Raw genomic sequence first — 16,064 nt, 5'->3', positions numbered from 1 at the left:
CGACGGTGCACCGAGGGAGCCGTGTACCTGCATCAGGGCGCCACCTTCCTCGTCACCGAGCTCGACCTCGACGACGCGGTCGCTTTCGTCGAGGCAGCTCAACCGGACTGGACGACGGTGGCGCGTGAGCACACCGATATCCGGGTGGTCGAGTCGACGCGGTCGGCGCGGTTCGCTGACGTTGAGATCCACCTCGGCACGGTCGAGGTCACGAATCAGGTGGTCGGATTCCAGCGCCGGCGCCTGGCCACCGGTGAGATCCTCGGGCAGGAACCGCTCGACCTGCCGCCGCGCCAGCTCCGCACCAGGGCCGTCTGGTACACCGTCACCGACGAACTGCTGGCCGCTGCCAACGTGGAACCCGCGGAGGTGCCGGGCGCGGTGCATGCCGCCGAGCACGCGGCGATCGGCCTGCTTCCGCTGTTCGCGACGTGTGACCGGTGGGATATCGGTGGTGTGTCCACCGACCTGCACCCGGACACGGGCCGCACCAGCGTTTTCGTCTACGACGGCCATGCCGGGGGCGCCGGGTTCGCCGAACGCGGGTTCCTGCGGGTGGCCGAATGGCTGAGCGCCACCCGGGATGCGGTCGCCGCCTGTGAATGCCCGGCTGGCTGCCCTTCCTGCGTGCAGTCGCCGAAGTGCGGAAACGGCAACGAACCTCTCGCCAAGGCGGCGGCCGTGCGGCTGCTGGACTCCGTGCTGGCCGCGATGGACGGCGACCGCGGTCAGGTATTGGACCCGCCACAGAAATAGACACCTTCGTGGGTCGGAGGTGCAGCCGACCGTATCGGGGGTAGACCGCCCTCTGTCGGATTCTCAGAGCGGTCTTACTTCCCGTAAACGGCAGGAATGTGGAGGTTTCGGTGGTCACCGTCGGCGTAGTCCTGGTACTTCTGGCGGGCGTTCTCACCGCGGACATCATCCTGGAGAGCTCTGGCCAGACGGAATTGATGATCATGGGGCAGGCGCTGTCCTTTGACGTCTGGGGGCTGTTCGTCCTGGGGGTCTCTACCGGGGTGCTGGCGGTGGCCGGTATCCAGCTCGGGCTGCAGGGTTTCGCCCGTGACAGGCAGCGGCTGAGGGCGCAGCGCCAGCAGGCCAGGGAGCTCACCGCCATGACCCGCCCCGTTCCTCGGCCGCACCCGTCGCCGTCGCGCGCCGCTGCGACGGCCACCGGTTTCGCTTCTCGCGGCTCGGCTCCTGGCGGACCGGTGGCGGCGGCCGGTGGTTCGGCACCAGCGCCGGCGCCAACGCCTGCCTCGGCACCGTCGGGCCAGGCATCCGCACCGTCGGGCCAGGCCCCGGCACCGTCGAGCCAGGCCCTGATCGGCCGGCCAGCCGGGACCGCGACCGCGCCCACAACACCGCTGGTCGTGCGTGGCCATGGCGCGGGCGGGCGTGGCTCGTCGGCACGGCCCGGTGAAGCGAGGACCACGGGTGCGGGTGCGCGGCCCGCCCGGTCGGCGCCGTCGGCCGTATCGGCCGACGCGGCCGATACGGCTGTGCCGGTAGGACGCCCGGCTGCTTCCACCGAAGGGCCGTCGACGCCCCCGGTACGCCACGGCAGGCCCGCGGTTGTGCCCCGAACTGATCGGGTGGTCGCGAGGGTCGCAGACCTGCAGCACCGGAGCAGGGACGGAGCCCAACGCCCGACGGGGAACCAGCCGCAGGGCTCCGCTGCCGGCAGGACCCAGCCTCCTGGTAGCCCCACCGCGCCCACGGATCCCCGCTCGACCTGAACGGCCATGGGCCCGCCGGTACCGGTCTTCGCTGCCGCGACAGCCTGGTACGCGCCGGGCGCGCCTTCCCAGGGCCCGGCGCGTGCGCGCGCCCGAGCCGGGCCGAACAGCCGTAGCGGGCTCGGTAGGTCGGCCTCGACCGTGACGCTCACGCCACCGCCCTCCACCTGACAGATCGCCAGCCGCGCGGAGTTGGCCCTGGCCGACTCCGCGGCGCGCTGGCAGGCGAGAGCGGGCTGGGCGGAATGCTCCGCGGCGCCGGCGAGCGCCGCGAGGTCGGCCGCCGTGGCAGCCCGCTGCCGACTCGCGTCGACCTGCGCGAGGCTCAGCACCGTCGATCCGGTGGCAACGACGACCATCATGGCGCCGAGCAGCCAGACCGTGGCGGAGCCGCGTTCGCCCGCATATGACGAACCATGCGGCCGGGTTGTTCTCATGGCCCGGCACCCGCCGCTGAGTCCTCGACGGCGGCGACCGCGACGGCCGAGACGGTGACCGTGGGCACGAGGCGACCAGCACCTCCCGCGCCGACAACCGCGACGACGCGGACACGTACGGCCCCCGCGCTACCGCCGATCTCGATTTCGGCGCCCGGCGGCGCCGCCCGCAGTGCCCAGTCCCGGGCAACCGCCGCCGACTCACCACGAGCAGCGGCGCGAGCCCCGAGCCGGGCGGCTTCGGCACATCGCGTCTGTGCGGAGACCGCGCTGAGCATCCAGAGAATCATGAACATCACCGCCAGAAGACTCGGCAGACCCATCGCGAGCTCGGCGGTGACCTGGCCACGATCCCTGCCGTCGCGCGGGCGTCTCGGCCTGGTCGCAGTTCTCAAGACGCGCTCAGAAGTCGATCTTCAGCGCGCGCTCGACCACCGAGGAGATCAGAGAGCGGGTGGCTGAGCTGGACACCACCGCGTAGAGCACGCTGGCGAACGCGACGGCTGCCAGGGTGCCGACGGCGTACTCGGCAGTGGACATCCCGGCGTCCACCGCGGTGGCTGCTGCCGCGCGGCGGCGCCGGGGCAGCGATCTCACCAGCGCGGACGCCAGATGGATGAACAGGATGAGAAGCCACATCATTGCCTCCGGGTCAGGTGGGGCACGGTCTGGTCAGAGCTGGTCAGGGCGGGGCTCGGCAGGCCGTATCGGGTCGGGTCGGTACCGCGTCGTGCCGGCTGTCTCGATGATCGGGCGGTGTCGGCCGGTGAGGGACGGGCCCACACTCCCTGTGGATGACGAGATCTCATCCACAACCCGGCACCCGACCTGCCGGCGTCGACCGCGGTCGCGGCCCGCTGGTCAGGGCTGCGGCAGGAGTCCTGGGCCGAGCTCCGGGGCGGTACCGATGATGATGGGCACCACGCCGAGCAGCAGGAAGGCCGGCAGGAAGCACAGCCCGAGCGGGGCGACGGCCAGGACGCCGGCTCGCCGGGCGGCGCCGATGGCCGCGGCGTGGGTCTCCTGCCGTGCACGGGTGCTGATCCGGGTGAGCGTCGTGGCGAGTCTCGCCCCGGAGGATTCGGTCCTGCCGATGGCGGCCACTGTGGAGAGCACCGTCTGTGCCTCACGCTGCCGGGCTGACCCTGCTCGCCCGGGCGGCGTGCCGATCCCCAACGCGCGCGAGAGCCGTGCCGTACCACCGTGCCGTCGGGACCGCCGGCTGCCGGCGCGCCGTCCCCCGCGGGGCGCGGACTCCGCGCTGAGCACACCGACCGCGCCCAGAAGCCGGCGGCACGCCTCGTCGGCTGGTGCTCCGTGGCGCATCGAGCGCCCGGTGGCCCGCAGCTCGACACCAGCCGGGCCTCCGGTCGCGGACCCGACGACCTCCAGCGCGTGCTGCGTGGTGGCCCCTGCTCTCAGGCAGGCCGAGACGAGGTCGAGCGCGAGGGGAAGATCGGCCAGCATCCGACGGCGGTACTCCCCGGAGGCCGCCGCGTCGCCTGGCCGTCCGGGTGGGATCGGCCCCGCGCAGACGGGTGGCACCCGGGCCTGGACCCCGTCCGAGATCCGCCGCAGCCAGCGCAGCCCGGCCAGGTCGAGCGACACCCCCGCGGCCAGACAGAGTGTCCCGACCGGGGATGTCGTCAGGACGTCCACCGGGGCCGCGCCGAGAAGGATTCCCATTGCGACGCCGAGCAGCGGCAGGCCGGCCACGAGGCGACCTGACGACCGCGGCCCGGCGAGGGCGGCGGCCAGCTCGTCGGCGCGTGCCGCATCCGATCGGGCCGCATCGGCGAGCATGACCGCGACCGGTGCCAGGCGGACCCCGGTCAACCGACACACCCGGAACGCGGTGGCGAGCTGGCGCAGCGCGCCGGCATCGCATCGGGACAGCAGCCTCGGTGCGTCGTCGGCGTCGGCGTCGGCGAGCAACTCGCGCAGACGTGGCAGGTCGAGAGAGCCCGCCGCCCGCCCCGAGCGGCCGCCACCCCGACGGCTGTCACTTCGACGGCTCTGACGGCCGCCACCCCGACGGCCGTCGCCACTGTGGGCTTCGCCGCTGTGCGGGTGGGCCGGCAGGCCGGTGACCGAGGCCAGCGCCGTTCGCAGAGCGTCGTCGGGAGACGCGCCGGCGTCCAGCTCGGTCGCCACCGCGGCCAGCACGTCCTCAGCCGCCCCACGCAGCTCGGCCTCGTAGCGGTGGACGACCCAGCGACGCAGAGCCCCGTGCCCGCAGCAGAGCACGACGACCGCGATCCCGGCGGCCGGGCCACCCAGCACCGTCGCCGCGACGCTCCCGCCCGCCCAGGCCGCACCCCGCGCCAGCCGGGCCGTCATCGCGCACCTGGCCGGGGCGCCGACGGCCCTGGTTGACGGGGATGCGGCGGTCGCATCCGAACCACTGGTTGTTCTGGTGGTGCTGGTTCTCCGGGTGGTGCTGCCGGCTTCGCCCCGGGCATCGCGGTTCTGGGCATTGCGGTTCTGGGAGCCGCGGCCGGCCAGAGGCGCACCCCACGTTCCCGCACGAGCGCGGCCAGTATGGCGAGCCCCTCGGGATCCGGCCGGACGACGCCTCGCGCGGGTCGTTCGCCCGCGCGCCGGGACAGCTCCCGGGCGTCGTCGCCAACAAGCGCCGGGACGACCTGGACCAGGCCGTCATCGCCCCGGCGCAGTACCCCGATGCCGGCGACCCGACGGGCGCCCGCCGCATTCCGCCGGAGATGGATGGTCACCTGCACGGCCGCCGCGAGGTGGCTGTGCAGCGCGGCGCGCGGCAGTCCCGCGAGAGCGCCCAGGGCCTCCATCCGTGCGGGCAGGCTCTCGGCGGCGTTGGCGTGCACAGTTCCCAGGCCGCCCTCGTGGCCCGTGTTCATCGCCATCAGGAGATCGAGGACTTCGGTATCTCGCCGTCCGGGTCACCGGCCGTAGCGTTGGGGGCCAACGCGCCGAGTAGCTTCTCGTGAGGCACCGTGCCGGTGATCTCAAGCCGAGGCGAAGATGTGTTGTTAATCACTTTCACCCTCACCTCCAAGAGTCGCAGCACCTCCGCCTGCTCGGCTAGGTCCATCGCGCCGAGCCGGGTCGCGGCACGCTCGGCCAGCGCCCATAGGTCCCGCATCCGGTTCGACTCGGCGCGGGAGTCCGCACGCCACTGCTGCAACGTCTGCTCGTGGCTCCTGGCCGCTGCCAGGTCGTCGCCGATCTGCGCCTTCGCCTCGTCCAGGGCACGGCGTTCGTCGTCGCTGTCGGCCATCAGGGCTGCCTTCGTGGCCCGGACCAGCGCCCGTTCGAGGCTGGCGATCCGGCGCCCGACGGCCTCGAGCTGGTCCCGCTCGACCACGACCGCAGACGCGCGCAAGCCGAGGTAGTCGCTCGCCAGCTCGATCAGCTTCTCGGGTCGCCGCAGCAGGTCCGAGACGGCCTCCCAGACCCGCACCTCGACCTCGTCCGCGTTCAGGTACCGGCAGTCGCAGCGTGGTCCGCCGTCCGCGCGCCACTTCCGGCGCCGGCACCGGTACTGCCGAAGGTCACGATCGTGGCGCCACACCCCGCCGTAGTGCGAGCCGCACGGCGAGTGCATCCGAAGCGACAGCGGGTAGGTGCGGTCCGGTTCACGGGGACCGGTCGCCTTCTCGGCCAACGCCCGTTGCAACGCCGCGAACCTGTCTTCGGTGATCAGCGGGTCGAGTTGGATCAACACCGGCTCGCCGTACTTGCCGGTCACGACGTGCCCGCCGTACTCGCCGGTGCCCTTCTTGCTCCGTGGCCGTCCCGGCTTGGCCCACCACACCTCGCCGAGCAGGGTCCGGGAGGACAGCACCCGACGCAGGTTCTGGTGTTCCCACGTGGCGGCTCTGCGTGGCAGCAGGCCGTGTGCGTTCAGTCGCTCGCAGCACTCGCCGGTCGTCAGACCCTCGTCAACGATCCACGCGATCGCCTGTTCGATCATGCCCCGCTCGTGGTCGTCGATCACGACCACGCAGTCACGGCCGGTGCCTTCACGGCGGTAGCCGTACGGCGCATCACCGCCCGGCCAGCCACCTCGGCGCGCCTTCGCGTGCTGACCGCGCGCCATCTGTTCGACCACGTTGTCACGGTCCAGCTCGGCCAGACCGAGGAACATGTGCCGGACGAACCGCCCGTTCGCGGTCGAGGTGTCCACCTCGTTCTCGATCACCACGAGCGCAACGTTCATCTCTTCGAGCTTCGCCGCGAGGGTCAGCCCGATCCGGGCGTTCCGGGCGAACCGCTTCCAATTCAGGACGATCACCACGTCGATCTGACCGGCGCGGCAGTCGGCCATCAGCCGGTCCCATTCGGGGCGGCTGTCGGTCGTCCCGGTATAACCCTCCTCGGTGTAGACGCCTGCGACCTCCCAGCCGCGCCCCTCGGCGGTCAGCCGGCCGCGCCGTTCCTGATCTTCAAGCGACGTGCCGTCAACCTGCTCCTCGGTGCTGACCCGTGCGTAGACAGCAGCCCGCAGCGCGCGGCGACGTTCGGATTGTGCAGTCATTTCAGCCTGTGGTCTCCTGATCTTGGTGGGTGCTAGCCCCGGGTCTGGTCGGTCCCCGGGGCGCAGACAGCCCCCCTCGGCTCCTCCCTTAGACCGAGGGGGGCTGTCGTCTGTCTGAGGTCAGGCCGTCGGCAGCTCGGCGAGCGCCTTACCGAGGCGGTCGCCCGGGTGCGGCTCGGGCTGCTCCACCGGGTGGTCCGTCACGACCGCTGCCGTGGCCGCCTCCGACCTGGCGGCAGCCCGCGCGGCCCGACGTGCCGCCGCGCGCTCCGCCTTCGCCGAGCGGGACGCCCGGGACTTGTCCAGATGGGCAAGCCAGCCACGGGCGGTGAGGGTGGCCAGCGCCTTCGAGCCGGCCGCCTTGTCAGCCTTGGTCGCCTTCGGTGCCTCGGCCGCGAGGACCTGGTTGATCAACGCACCCTTAAGCTTCGCGTCGTGACCGGGCCGGAACTCCTTGGTCACGGTCGCGCCGCACCCACACAGGCAGTGGCGGACGGCCTTCGGGGTCTTCGGGGCGGTCATCGGGTCTCCTCGGCGGGGTCGGCGGTCGGGTTGGGGGAGAAGGCAAGGCGCGAGTCGGGCAGGCGGACCGCGAGCAGGCGACCCGTCCGGACCAGGTCGACCAGCGCCGCGCCGAGGTCGGCGGTTCCGGCTCCGTCGTCCGGGTGGCCACCTCGCGCGAGGATCGCGGCCAGCTCATCGGCCGTGACCGCCACAGCGCCCGGGGGCATGTCCACGGCGGCCATCAGACCGGCCATTCCGCGTCCAGCGAGAACGCCTGGCCGTCGATGGCGAGGTGACCCGCGCTGGTCAGCGCCTCGAACAGCCCAATCGGCAGGTCGGCGACCCACGCCGCGCCGTCCGCGCTGCGCTCGATGCCCAGGCCGGTGGTCCGGGTCGCGTCGGCCAGCGCCACCCGGGCGGTGGCTTCGGCCGTCACCGGCGCACCGTCGCGCCGATACGCGAGGGTGATTTCCACACCCTCGACGATTTCCACGGTTTCCACTGTCTCCCCTTAATGGAATTGGCGGGACCAGGTGCCCCGCCGGTATTTCCATTAAAATATGCAATTTGCCTAAGAGGCAATATATGCGGGAAACAATGCGAGCACACGGCAGATGTTCACCGATAACAATGGGGAATGAGTTGCCGGGAATTGCATTGGCGCGCGTGACAGGGTGGCAGTCTGGCAGGCATGATCAGAACGTGAATACGCCCCGAACGATCCGACCCGAGATCCTGGCCGAAGTCGAAGCCGAGGCGACCCGCGCGCACGCCAAACACGGCGCCCGGTCGATCCTGTCCCCCGCGCTGGGCGATCAAGCCCGTCTGCCTGTGCTGGTTGAGGAGGTGGGCGAGGTCGCACGCGCGATGCTGGAAGGCGCTGACCTGGACCACCTGCGCGCCGAGCTGGTCCAGGTGGCTGCGGTCGCACTGACCTGGGTCGAGGCGCTGCGCGACCGCTGACCGCCGGATGGACTAGCCCGAAATAACGATTCCTCGTGTGATTACGGACCTCTACGCTAATTGCAATCTTCTGTCCGTGATCGGGGTTGAGATGCTTGATCCAGTGCGCCAAGCCGAGGCTTACGAAGAGTGTGGCAAGATAATCGCCGATTGGGCCGAGAAGAATCCTGAGAAGGTCGAGAAGATCAAGAAGGGTGCCAAGTATGTCGGCCGCAAGGCGGTTGACATATACATCGCCGATAAAATCGGCGGCGCGATCAAGGGGAACTAGTTCAGGCGGCTCGGGCGACGGGTTACCCGAGATACCGAGGTATCCCGACCGGGTTACCGACGCGGCGGTAATCACCTGCCGTGACACGGGTCCGGGGCTGCGCGCTGCGCCCCGCCACGGGCAAGAGGGGTCAGCTCACAGACGGGGGACCGGGGCAAGGACAGACCGCGCCGCGCGCGACGGCGGACGAGACAGCGGGGAATGCCGCGTGGTGTGGCCGAGCGGGACGCTCGGCCAGCCAACCACAGCTACGCAAGCCCCCGCAATCTCGGCTGTCATCAGCTTGCGGGATGGGCCGTCGGCGCCTCGGCCTTCGGGTGAGCTGGAGGCACCCCCCGACGACCCGTTCTCCTATTTCGTCCTGTGTCCCTCAGACAGGGGTCGATTCCAGCTCGCCCAGGCGTTCGAGGATCTTGACGGGCAGCTGCTCCGGCGACAGGCGGTAGCCGCTCCAACGATCCTGGGTGTCGGGCTTGAGCGACGCGACGAACCGCAGCAGATCCCGGGCGTTCGGCTGGACGACCTCCGCCAGCACGGGACTCGGGACCAGCCACGCGGCGGTGTAGCGGCCCACCTCGGGATCGACCGCGACGAACAGCATGTCCAGGTCGTCACGTGGCCGCAGCGTTGAAGCCCGCACGAACGCGACGAAGCTCCCGCGCTGGACGGTCTTGCTGTCGGTCAACCGGGACTTGACCTGTACCGCGAGGGTCGCTGAGTTCCGCCGCTTGTGGAACACAAGGTCGACCCCCTCATCGTCCACGATCGAGGTCGACACGTTCAGCTCGCCACGGGTCGCGAGGATGCACGCGGCTGCGACCAGGTATTCCGCGGCCTTGCCGATGCGCCCGGCACCTGCCGATTTGGCTAGGTAGCTGTCCTGGTCGCTGTCGTCCTGCTCGATCTCGTCCACGTGCCCCCCTGTTTGGGTCGGATGTCGACCACGTACGGTGAGGGCAGCTTAGGGCGACTACAGCGGGTTTCGACCGCTGGCCGCTCCGGGGTGGCTGCGGAGCGGCGCAGGGTCGAGGTCCGTCTCCATCACTGGTGGTTATGGCCGACGCGGAAGAGTCCAGGTACTGTTGATCTATGGGCGCATCCCGGAGACCGAACGGCGGTCCGGGTGTCCCTGTACAGGCCCTTTTGACCGTGGTCGCGACCGTCGCTGGCGGCTGCGCGGGCTACGACTCGATGCCTTCACCGACTCAGTTCCTGTTCCTGGCGACCGCCGCGTTGGCCGCTGCGGGCCTGTGTTGGGGCGGTGCTTTATCAAAAAAACGGTATTCGCACAGACCCCATCGTGACCATCTCGGCGGGTAGTCCAGAAGGGCTCCCTTACCGCGGGGCGTCCGCTTGGGCAAACAACGGTCCGTGAAGGGCGCGCCCGTCCCTACCGGTCGACGACTACGACACACCCGTCTTCGCTCGACGGCGCACCCGCGACCGGCACCGTTCTGAGCACGGTCGGTCGGTCGCCTGGTCCTGACCGCACCCGGGGCAATGGTTGGTCGCGTGGCTGGTCGCGACCGCCGGTCGGTCGGTCTGACCGGTCGTGGTCGTCGGTCGGTCGGTCGCGACCGGCACGAACCCATATCCGACCGGCGGGGCGGTCGCCACGGTCACCGGAGCGGAGCGGTCCGCCGTGGCCTCGCTGTGGCCCCTCGAAGCCACAGGGAGAACCTCGCTGGCCGGAGCTGGGCCGCTGGCCCCAGGCGCGGACGGAAGGGTCTCCGCGGCAGTGACCAACGCCGGTTGGTCGTGACCGGTCGCCGGTCGGTCGGTCGTGGTCGCGGTCGGTCGCTGGTCGGTCGACCGGTCAGCCTGGTCGGTCGCGACCGGTCGACCGACCGTGAGTTGAGCCTGACCGGTCAGCCGCGCCACCCGCCGTTCAACCTGCGCGACCGCGAGGAGCGCGTTTGCCTGGGAGATCCGACCGCGCACCCACGCGAGGTCATCCGGACTCAGGTCGCGGTTGACGAACGACATCATGTTCAGCCACAGGACCTTGGCGAACATCGAGACCGCCGCTCCTGCGACCGCCATCCCGAGCGACCCGGACTCGACCCCGTGCCAGCCGATGAAGACCATGGTCGCGGCGAGCAGCGCCCAGCCGGCTCGTTTCGGCCGCGCGCGCTTCGCGGGTTCCCACCGGGCGAGCCATTCCATCAGCAGGCACAACAGCCACGCCGCGTCGAAGATCCCGGCAGCGACGAACCCGATACCGCCGTGTAGGAGCTGGCCGATCGCCCAGGTCGACCACAGGACCGATGCGCAGGTCAGGGTCAGCGCGACGACCAGGCCGAACACGGTCACCCGGGTGTCCCAGTCGACCGGGGGTCGCGGGACGTCGCGGGTCTTGTCGATCATGACCGTGACCCCGTCGATCGTGTGGGGTACCTGCTCGGTCTGCCTTATGCTTCGCTTGAACATCGGGGCTTCCTTATCTGCGGTAAGGGGTCTCGGCCTGGGCGCCGGTCGGGGGTCGAGTCCTCGACCGGCGCCGCTTGCGTCAGGCCGAACGAGGCTGGCCCTCGGCGACGTCCAGGAGCGCCCACACCGCGTTGCGGGCGTCGATGATCTCGGCGCAAGCCGCCAGGTCTCCCGCGAACGCCCGGCTCTGCCGCTCGGCGACGAACCCGTTCAGCGCCCGGTATGCCTTGGCGTGCGCGTCCAGCCGACTGACGCAGTTCGAGAACACCGGTCCGACCGGTCCGGGGGTGTCGACCGGCCGCCCAGCTTCGGCGTTGACCGGAGTACGACGTCCGTGCTCATCGACGAACCACATCGGGGCGCTTCGCCGAGGCGGCTGGGCTTGGGCCTGGGTGTCGGGGCGGGAGCGGGGCGCGCGGTCACGGACGGCGCTCCGGGGGGCAGCGACGGGCCCCCGGGGGCGGGGCGCGCACTGGCGCGCGGCGCAGCGGTAGCCGGGTCGGTCATGGCCGCCCAGGTCACCGGGTCAGTCGTGACGAACGTGGCGATCGCCTCGCCGTAGATCCGGCGGACGTGGCCCACCACGAGCTGGGTAGCCGCGGTGACGGATGCGTCGGTGTAGTCGACCTCGGACCGGACGATCACGAACTGGACCATCGCGTCGAACTCGTCCCGCACCTTCTGCTCCGCACGGTCGAGCGCCGTGTCGGGTCGCCGGTTGCCGGCCCACCGGGAGTCGGTAGCACGCCGGACCCGGGAGCCCGGCTCGACTGCCTGCCCGCCCCACAGGTGATTCAGGGTCTCGGACAGCTCGGCGAGCGCCTCGCGGAAGTCGGTCATGTCGATCTCGTACTTCATCTCAGAACTCCTATTGCTGGGTCGCTGCTGTCCGGGTCACCCGGGACACCCCGGTGTCCCGCTGGGGTCACCGGTGTCCCTGCTGAGGTCACCGCCCGGTGCTCATCGCAGCGCATCCGGAGAAACACCCAGGACGTGATAAGCCACGTCCTCGCTAGGGGCCAGCACGGTTAGGACGGAACCCCCCTGCTCGTCGCCTCGGACGAACGCGCCTTCGGTAGCTGAACCCCACAGCCGCTCTCCGTACGGAGAGGGCTGGAATGCCGCCGCGACGCGGGACCACAGCTCGGCATCGGACATCACGTCTGCACCTTTCCTAGCTCGTCCAGAACGGCGTCACGAATCACGGGGTCTTCAAGGTCGAAGCCGAGGCGCGCGGCAACGTTCGTCATCAGGCGGACCACGGCCTGTGCCTGGTCCTCGGTGATCCTGGCCAACCGCTCATCGATCCGAAGCTTGGCGATGTTGGCGAGCACGGACACCGACCGATCCAGCGCCCGTTCGTAGAGCGTGATCTCGGCCCGCAGTTGCTCCGCACCCTGCCCGTTGTACCGCCACGATTCCGAGTCCAAGGCGGCCACCCGCTCACGGAAGATGTCCTTCACCGCGACGATCTCGCCTGCGAGTTCAGCCAGCGCCGTGAGCGGGTTGTCGACTGGCGTCACGCCCCGCCGCGCAAGTTCGGCCACAGCCGTGTGCGCGGCAATCGACGCAGCCGGTTTGGTCCCCAGGTGCATACGGCACTTGTTCGAACCTCGGACGGCGGGGCCTTTACAAGGCTCGCGGTTCTTCCGTAGCGCTGTGCAGCGCATGGGGTTCGCCTCCTTTCGGGTGGCGTTCGGGGGTCGGGGCGCTCACCGCTGGGAGTCGTCGGCCAGCTCGTAGGCGTCGGGCCAGATGTCGCCCAGCTTCACGCCAAGTGCGTCCGCGATCTTGGCGCGCATCCAGGGGGTGCAGCAGACCGGGCCACGGGCGCCGTAGGCGGTCTCGATGTGCTGAATCCGGCTCTTGCCGACTCCGACCCGACGGGCCAGCTCGGACATGGTCAGGCCCGCCGCCCGAGGCTGGCTCAGTCGCCACGCACGCAGCCGCTTGCCAGCAACCTCGAAGTCATAGGCGTATTCAGGTGAGCCGATCGGCACACCGGCGTAGTTCGGCCCCACCAGCGGGGCGCCGAGCGCCGTGGGGCGGGGCGCATTTGTGTCCACTTCCATTCGGTCCTCCTGATAAAGGGGCGGGTACTTATCGCGACCACCGATTGCGATCACTCGCCGTTATGCGGCTACGCGGCTACGCGGGCTACGCGCTCGTACGGGCCAGCTCTGGCCGTGTGCTCTTGGGCCGCCGTCGTCACTCGCGGTCGGTCGAACAATCACCGCTGGTTTATCGTTCACGCTTCTTCTAATATTTCGACCTAAGAAAGGTAATTGCCCCGTTACTGCGTAGCCCGCGTAGCTGGGCGGCCAGAGCAGCGGCGCGGGGGCGCGTAGCTGCGTAGCCCGCGTAGCCGCCCCCGTCCCGTCGGGGCTCGTGGGCTACGCAGGCGGCTACGCAGTGCGTAGCCCGTAGCCGCTGCTGCGTAGCCGCCCACGGTCACTCCCAGTTAGCGCTGGCAGGGTCAGTCACGCCCGGGATCTCCTGCTGCGCGGGTGGTCCGTCGGGCGACCACCGCAGCTCGACCCGCCGTCCCAGGCGCACCCCGCCTTTCTTGGTGGGGTCGTGGAACACGACGTCAAGGCCGTGTTGGTCTCGCAGGTCTGGGGCGTTGCGCCGCAGCCGAGCCGACAGCACCTGGCCGTTGCTTGGCCAGTTCCTGGGCTTGTCGGCCTGGTACTTGCCGAGCCGTTCCAAGAGGGCGGTGGCCGACCCCTCCCAGGTCGTCACCCCGTTCCGCTCGGGTGCCTGTTCTTCGATGAACGCCAGGAGCGCCGAGTTGACCGCGTCGCTCTCGATCACCCGCGCGCTGATGACCTCCTGCGCGCGCTCGAACGCCTCCCACGCGCCCAGGTCCGGGCAGACCCTGTCCAGGGCGAGCAGCACCTGTCCGAAGTCGGCCATGCGGACCTGCGGGGTCTCCACCTCCGGTAGGACGACCAGGACCTGAGCCAGCAGATCGAGCAGTGCTCCGACCACCGCCGGCCGGATCTGTTCGAGCGCCTCCCTCACCTGCTTCTCGGTTCGGCGGATGGTGATCCGCTGCAGCTCCAGCGGCAGTAGCCGCGAGCCGAGGTCGCCGCGGAGCGCCCCGACGTCGATGCCGTTGATGATCACGACCCGCCGGAACGTGTCGACCGTCAGGTCCCGGTCGGCGTAGAGGGTCCGGCGGACCATGGCGTCTCCGGTCGACGCCTTGCAGACCGCGTCCGAGAACCAATCGGCGATGTACGAGACGTTGTCCAGCGGGATCACCCACGACCCGGACGCGGCCACCACCCACTGCTCGTAGTCGCGCGGGGTGGCTCGTGTCGGGGCGGCCGACGGGTCGATCAGGGAGACCAGGGTGACCATCGCACCGGTCTTGGCGGTCCCGTGCTCGCCGGTGATCAGCAGCACCGGGTGTGGGATCTCCGGGATGAGCGAGGCGACCAGGAACGCCACGAGCAGCGCCCAGTCTCGATCACTAACGTTGAGTAGCTCCCGCAGCGCGTCCAGGGCGCCACCGCGTTCGGGTGTGGGCAGTGGCTTGGTCAGCGCCGACCGGCGGAACAGCACCGGGGCGTTCGACACGACCTCCCAGCCACCGGGGCGGACGACCACCGCGCGGCCGGTCTCCTCCTCGCCGAGGTCGATCACCACGGGGCGCGCTGGGTCGGCCTCGTCCCGGGTGACCCGGTAGGCGACCGATCGCTTCTCGCCCCGCCGGGCGAACCCTTCCAGGGCGACCAACGCGTCGGCCAAGCCGGAGTTGGACGGGGCGGAGCCGGACCGCTCGAAGTAGAGCGCAGACAGCTCGGCGCGCAGGCCACCCGCGCCGCGCAGCATCCGCGCGATCCGGACGTCTCCTCCCTTTGACACGGCGAACGGCTCGCCTTCGTCGGTCTGTCCCAGCTCGTACCGCTCCAGGGCGAGGTTCACGAGCTGGGTGGCCTGGGATGGACCCCTGCCACCGCTGGGCTTGTCGCCGTCTCCGCCACGTCCGGCGGGATAGCGGTCCCAGACCTCATCGACCTTCGCCCGTGCGGCTTCGGCGGTGAACCCGGCTACCTCGCTCGGCCCGCCGTTCTGGCAGTCGAGCCGCCGCTTCTCGATCAGGGCATACGCCTCTGCCTTGTCGATGTTCCGGCTGCGCAGCAGGCACGCGTACTTGAACAGGGTGTCGTCGTGCGCCCCGTACGGGATCGCTTCGCCGAGGCGACCGGGGCGGGGGCCGTCCGTGCTGCTCGTCGCGGTACTCCGGGGGGCCGTCGCGGACACAACGAGCCACCGCGGCGCCTCGACCACCGCCCCTGCCTGCTCGGTCTCGTACAGGCGCCCGGAAGGGTGCAGTGAGCCGGGCAGGACGACGTATCCGCCGTCCGCCCGAATGTCGATGCTGTCCGCGATCTTCGACGCGCTGTTGCTGACCTTGGTGCCGTTCTGCCGGTAGATCAGGTGCCGGCCCCTGCCGGTCCGGTGGGTCAGGGTCGGGGCCTCGCCGTGTTCGTCGACGAGGGCAGCCCACCCATCCGCCCCACGCGGCCCGTCTAGGTCGACCACGACAAGCCCAGCGGTCACGCCACCCCAATTGCAGCCGGGCCATTGGCGCACCCACGTCCGGATCTGCACCCGGTCAGCGGTGGCCTCCTTGAATCCGCTGGCGGTCCGTGGGTGCTTTCCGGGGCTGCCGCAGTTGAGGTCATTGCACGTGCAGCGGTGGTCCTCGTAGGAATGCAGTGGGAAAACGCCGTTTCCGGTCCGCTCCACCCAGTCGAGCGCGCCCCGAAGTGCGGGGTGCCCGAAGGCGAATGCTTCGAGTTCGGCTGTGATCTCGGCGTTCACCAGATCATCCCGACGACCTCGATGGGGGCGGTGCAGGCATCCGGGTCGTACTGACCCGAGACCACGATCACGTGGCCGTTGGCGACACTCTTCATGCCGACCACCGGGGCAGGCAGGGAAACACCGGCTACTGTGAGCTGCTTTGCGACCCGCTCGGCCAGGAACACCATGCCGCCAGCGGCGACCGGACCGCCGGTCGAGTCCGCCAGGGCGCAAGCCTCGGACAGCCAACCCGGGGCGGTGCCATCCTCGGCGAGCAGCGCGCCCAGGTCCTGCATCTGCTCGTAGTCGAGCACCTCGCGGGACGGCGGGATCGCGCCCGGTCGCCCGGAGTTCGGCTTGCGACGGCGGCTCACAGAGACACC

General features: G+C 70.4%; 19 protein-coding genes and 1 pseudogene. 3 read left to right on the top strand and 17 right to left on the bottom strand.

What is annotated here, in order from left to right; all coding sequences use genetic code 11:
- A partial coding sequence (locus tag FREUN1FDRAFT_RS11855; protein WP_157474661.1) for a Zn-binding domain-containing protein occupies nt 1–756 on the top strand: 756 nt, incomplete at its 5' end.
- 1,069 nt (nt 757–1,825) lie between these two features.
- Here the strand turns inward: FREUN1FDRAFT_RS11855 and FREUN1FDRAFT_RS47980 are convergent.
- The 9 genes and pseudogenes from FREUN1FDRAFT_RS47980 to FREUN1FDRAFT_RS11815 form a co-directional block, all read right to left on the bottom strand.
- Nucleotides 1,826–2,179: pseudogene (locus FREUN1FDRAFT_RS47980) on the bottom strand (Rv3654c family TadE-like protein); the annotation flags it as partial.
- Nucleotides 2,176–2,574: a TadE family type IV pilus minor pilin gene (locus tag FREUN1FDRAFT_RS11850; protein ID WP_050795831.1), complete on the bottom strand. Its 399-nt coding sequence runs from the start codon at nt 2,572–2,574 to the stop codon at nt 2,176–2,178. The pseudogene FREUN1FDRAFT_RS47980 and the gene FREUN1FDRAFT_RS11850, both read right to left, overlap by 4 nt.
- A 7-nt stretch (nt 2,575–2,581) precedes the next feature.
- Nucleotides 2,582–2,818: a DUF4244 domain-containing protein gene (locus tag FREUN1FDRAFT_RS11845; RefSeq protein WP_006540276.1), complete on the bottom strand. Its 237-nt coding sequence runs from the start codon at nt 2,816–2,818 to the stop codon at nt 2,582–2,584.
- Nucleotides 2,819–3,040: 222 nt separating this feature from the next.
- Nucleotides 3,041–4,519: a hypothetical protein gene (locus FREUN1FDRAFT_RS11840; protein WP_006540275.1), complete on the bottom strand. Its 1,479-nt coding sequence runs from the start codon at nt 4,517–4,519 to the stop codon at nt 3,041–3,043.
- Nucleotides 4,516–5,061, bottom strand: a complete 546-nt coding sequence (locus FREUN1FDRAFT_RS11835; protein ID WP_006540274.1) for an ATPase, T2SS/T4P/T4SS family — start codon at nt 5,059–5,061, stop codon at nt 4,516–4,518. Before FREUN1FDRAFT_RS11835 ends, FREUN1FDRAFT_RS11840 begins: the two co-directional genes overlap by 4 nt.
- The gene (locus FREUN1FDRAFT_RS47660) at nt 5,061–6,695 is read right to left on the bottom strand and encodes a recombinase family protein (RefSeq protein WP_006540273.1); all 1,635 of its coding nucleotides are present in this window, start codon (nt 6,693–6,695) and stop codon (nt 5,061–5,063) included. The genes FREUN1FDRAFT_RS11835 and FREUN1FDRAFT_RS47660 overlap by 1 nt, the downstream gene beginning before the upstream one ends.
- 120 nt (nt 6,696–6,815) lie before the next feature.
- Nucleotides 6,816–7,217, bottom strand: a complete 402-nt coding sequence (locus tag FREUN1FDRAFT_RS11825; protein WP_006540272.1) for a hypothetical protein — start codon at nt 7,215–7,217, stop codon at nt 6,816–6,818.
- Nucleotides 7,214–7,453, bottom strand: a complete 240-nt coding sequence (locus FREUN1FDRAFT_RS11820; protein ID WP_006540271.1) for a hypothetical protein — start codon at nt 7,451–7,453, stop codon at nt 7,214–7,216. The genes FREUN1FDRAFT_RS11825 and FREUN1FDRAFT_RS11820 overlap by 4 nt, the downstream gene beginning before the upstream one ends.
- Nucleotides 7,441–7,701 carry a hypothetical protein gene (locus FREUN1FDRAFT_RS11815; protein WP_006540270.1) on the bottom strand — a complete coding sequence of 87 codons (261 nt, stop codon included), beginning with the start codon at nt 7,699–7,701 and terminating at the stop codon, nt 7,441–7,443. Before FREUN1FDRAFT_RS11815 ends, FREUN1FDRAFT_RS11820 begins: the two co-directional genes overlap by 13 nt.
- Before the next feature lie 200 nt (nt 7,702–7,901).
- Here FREUN1FDRAFT_RS11815 and FREUN1FDRAFT_RS11810 point away from each other — a divergent pair, with 200 nt between their 5' ends.
- Nucleotides 7,902–8,162, top strand: coding sequence for a hypothetical protein (locus FREUN1FDRAFT_RS11810; protein WP_198144303.1), 261 nt, complete (start codon nt 7,902–7,904; stop codon nt 8,160–8,162).
- 37 nt (nt 8,163–8,199) lie between these two features.
- On the top strand, nt 8,200–8,433 hold the full coding sequence (locus FREUN1FDRAFT_RS11805; protein WP_006540268.1) for a hypothetical protein: 234 nt from the start codon (nt 8,200–8,202) through the stop codon (nt 8,431–8,433).
- A gap of 370 nt (nt 8,434–8,803) precedes the next feature.
- Here the strand turns inward: FREUN1FDRAFT_RS11805 and FREUN1FDRAFT_RS11800 are convergent, their stop codons facing one another.
- The 8 genes from FREUN1FDRAFT_RS11800 to FREUN1FDRAFT_RS45085 form a co-directional block, all read right to left on the bottom strand.
- Complete coding sequence (locus tag FREUN1FDRAFT_RS11800) at nt 8,804–9,346, bottom strand: hypothetical protein (protein ID WP_006540267.1); 543 nt, start codon at nt 9,344–9,346, stop codon at nt 8,804–8,806.
- Between the two features lie 491 nt (nt 9,347–9,837).
- The gene (locus tag FREUN1FDRAFT_RS11795; protein WP_006540266.1) at nt 9,838–10,863 is read right to left on the bottom strand and encodes a CopD family protein; all 1,026 of its coding nucleotides are present in this window, start codon (nt 10,861–10,863) and stop codon (nt 9,838–9,840) included.
- 79 nt (nt 10,864–10,942) lie between these two features.
- Nucleotides 10,943–11,131 carry a hypothetical protein gene (locus FREUN1FDRAFT_RS11790; protein ID WP_006540265.1) on the bottom strand — a complete coding sequence of 63 codons (189 nt, stop codon included), beginning with the start codon at nt 11,129–11,131 and terminating at the stop codon, nt 10,943–10,945.
- A complete protein-coding gene (locus FREUN1FDRAFT_RS11785; RefSeq protein WP_006540264.1) occupies nt 11,074–11,721 on the bottom strand; it encodes a hypothetical protein in 648 nt (215 codons plus the stop codon). The genes FREUN1FDRAFT_RS11790 and FREUN1FDRAFT_RS11785 overlap by 58 nt, the downstream gene beginning before the upstream one ends.
- A gap of 299 nt (nt 11,722–12,020) precedes the next feature.
- Nucleotides 12,021–12,458: a hypothetical protein gene (locus tag FREUN1FDRAFT_RS39705; RefSeq protein ID WP_050795829.1), complete on the bottom strand. Its 438-nt coding sequence runs from the start codon at nt 12,456–12,458 to the stop codon at nt 12,021–12,023.
- Between the two features lie 117 nt (nt 12,459–12,575).
- Nucleotides 12,576–12,935 (bottom strand): helix-turn-helix domain-containing protein, encoded by a 360-nt coding sequence (locus tag FREUN1FDRAFT_RS11775; protein ID WP_006540261.1) that lies wholly within the window; start codon nt 12,933–12,935, stop codon nt 12,576–12,578.
- Nucleotides 12,936–13,314: 379 nt separating this feature from the next.
- Nucleotides 13,315–15,699, bottom strand: coding sequence for a bifunctional DNA primase/polymerase (locus tag FREUN1FDRAFT_RS39700; protein WP_006540260.1), 2,385 nt, complete (start codon nt 15,697–15,699; stop codon nt 13,315–13,317).
- Nucleotides 15,696–15,995, bottom strand: a complete 300-nt coding sequence (locus FREUN1FDRAFT_RS45085) for a hypothetical protein (protein WP_198144302.1) — start codon at nt 15,993–15,995, stop codon at nt 15,696–15,698. Before FREUN1FDRAFT_RS45085 ends, FREUN1FDRAFT_RS39700 begins: the two co-directional genes overlap by 4 nt.
- Between the last annotated feature and the right edge of the window lie 69 nt (nt 15,996–16,064).

It is taken from the genome of Parafrankia sp. EUN1f (genome assembly GCF_000177675.1).
Taxonomy (GTDB): Bacteria; Actinomycetota; Actinomycetes; order Frankiales; family Frankiaceae; genus Parafrankia.
The sequence above is the reverse complement of the archived record's forward strand: the minus strand, read 5'-3'. Positions and strand labels throughout refer to the sequence as shown.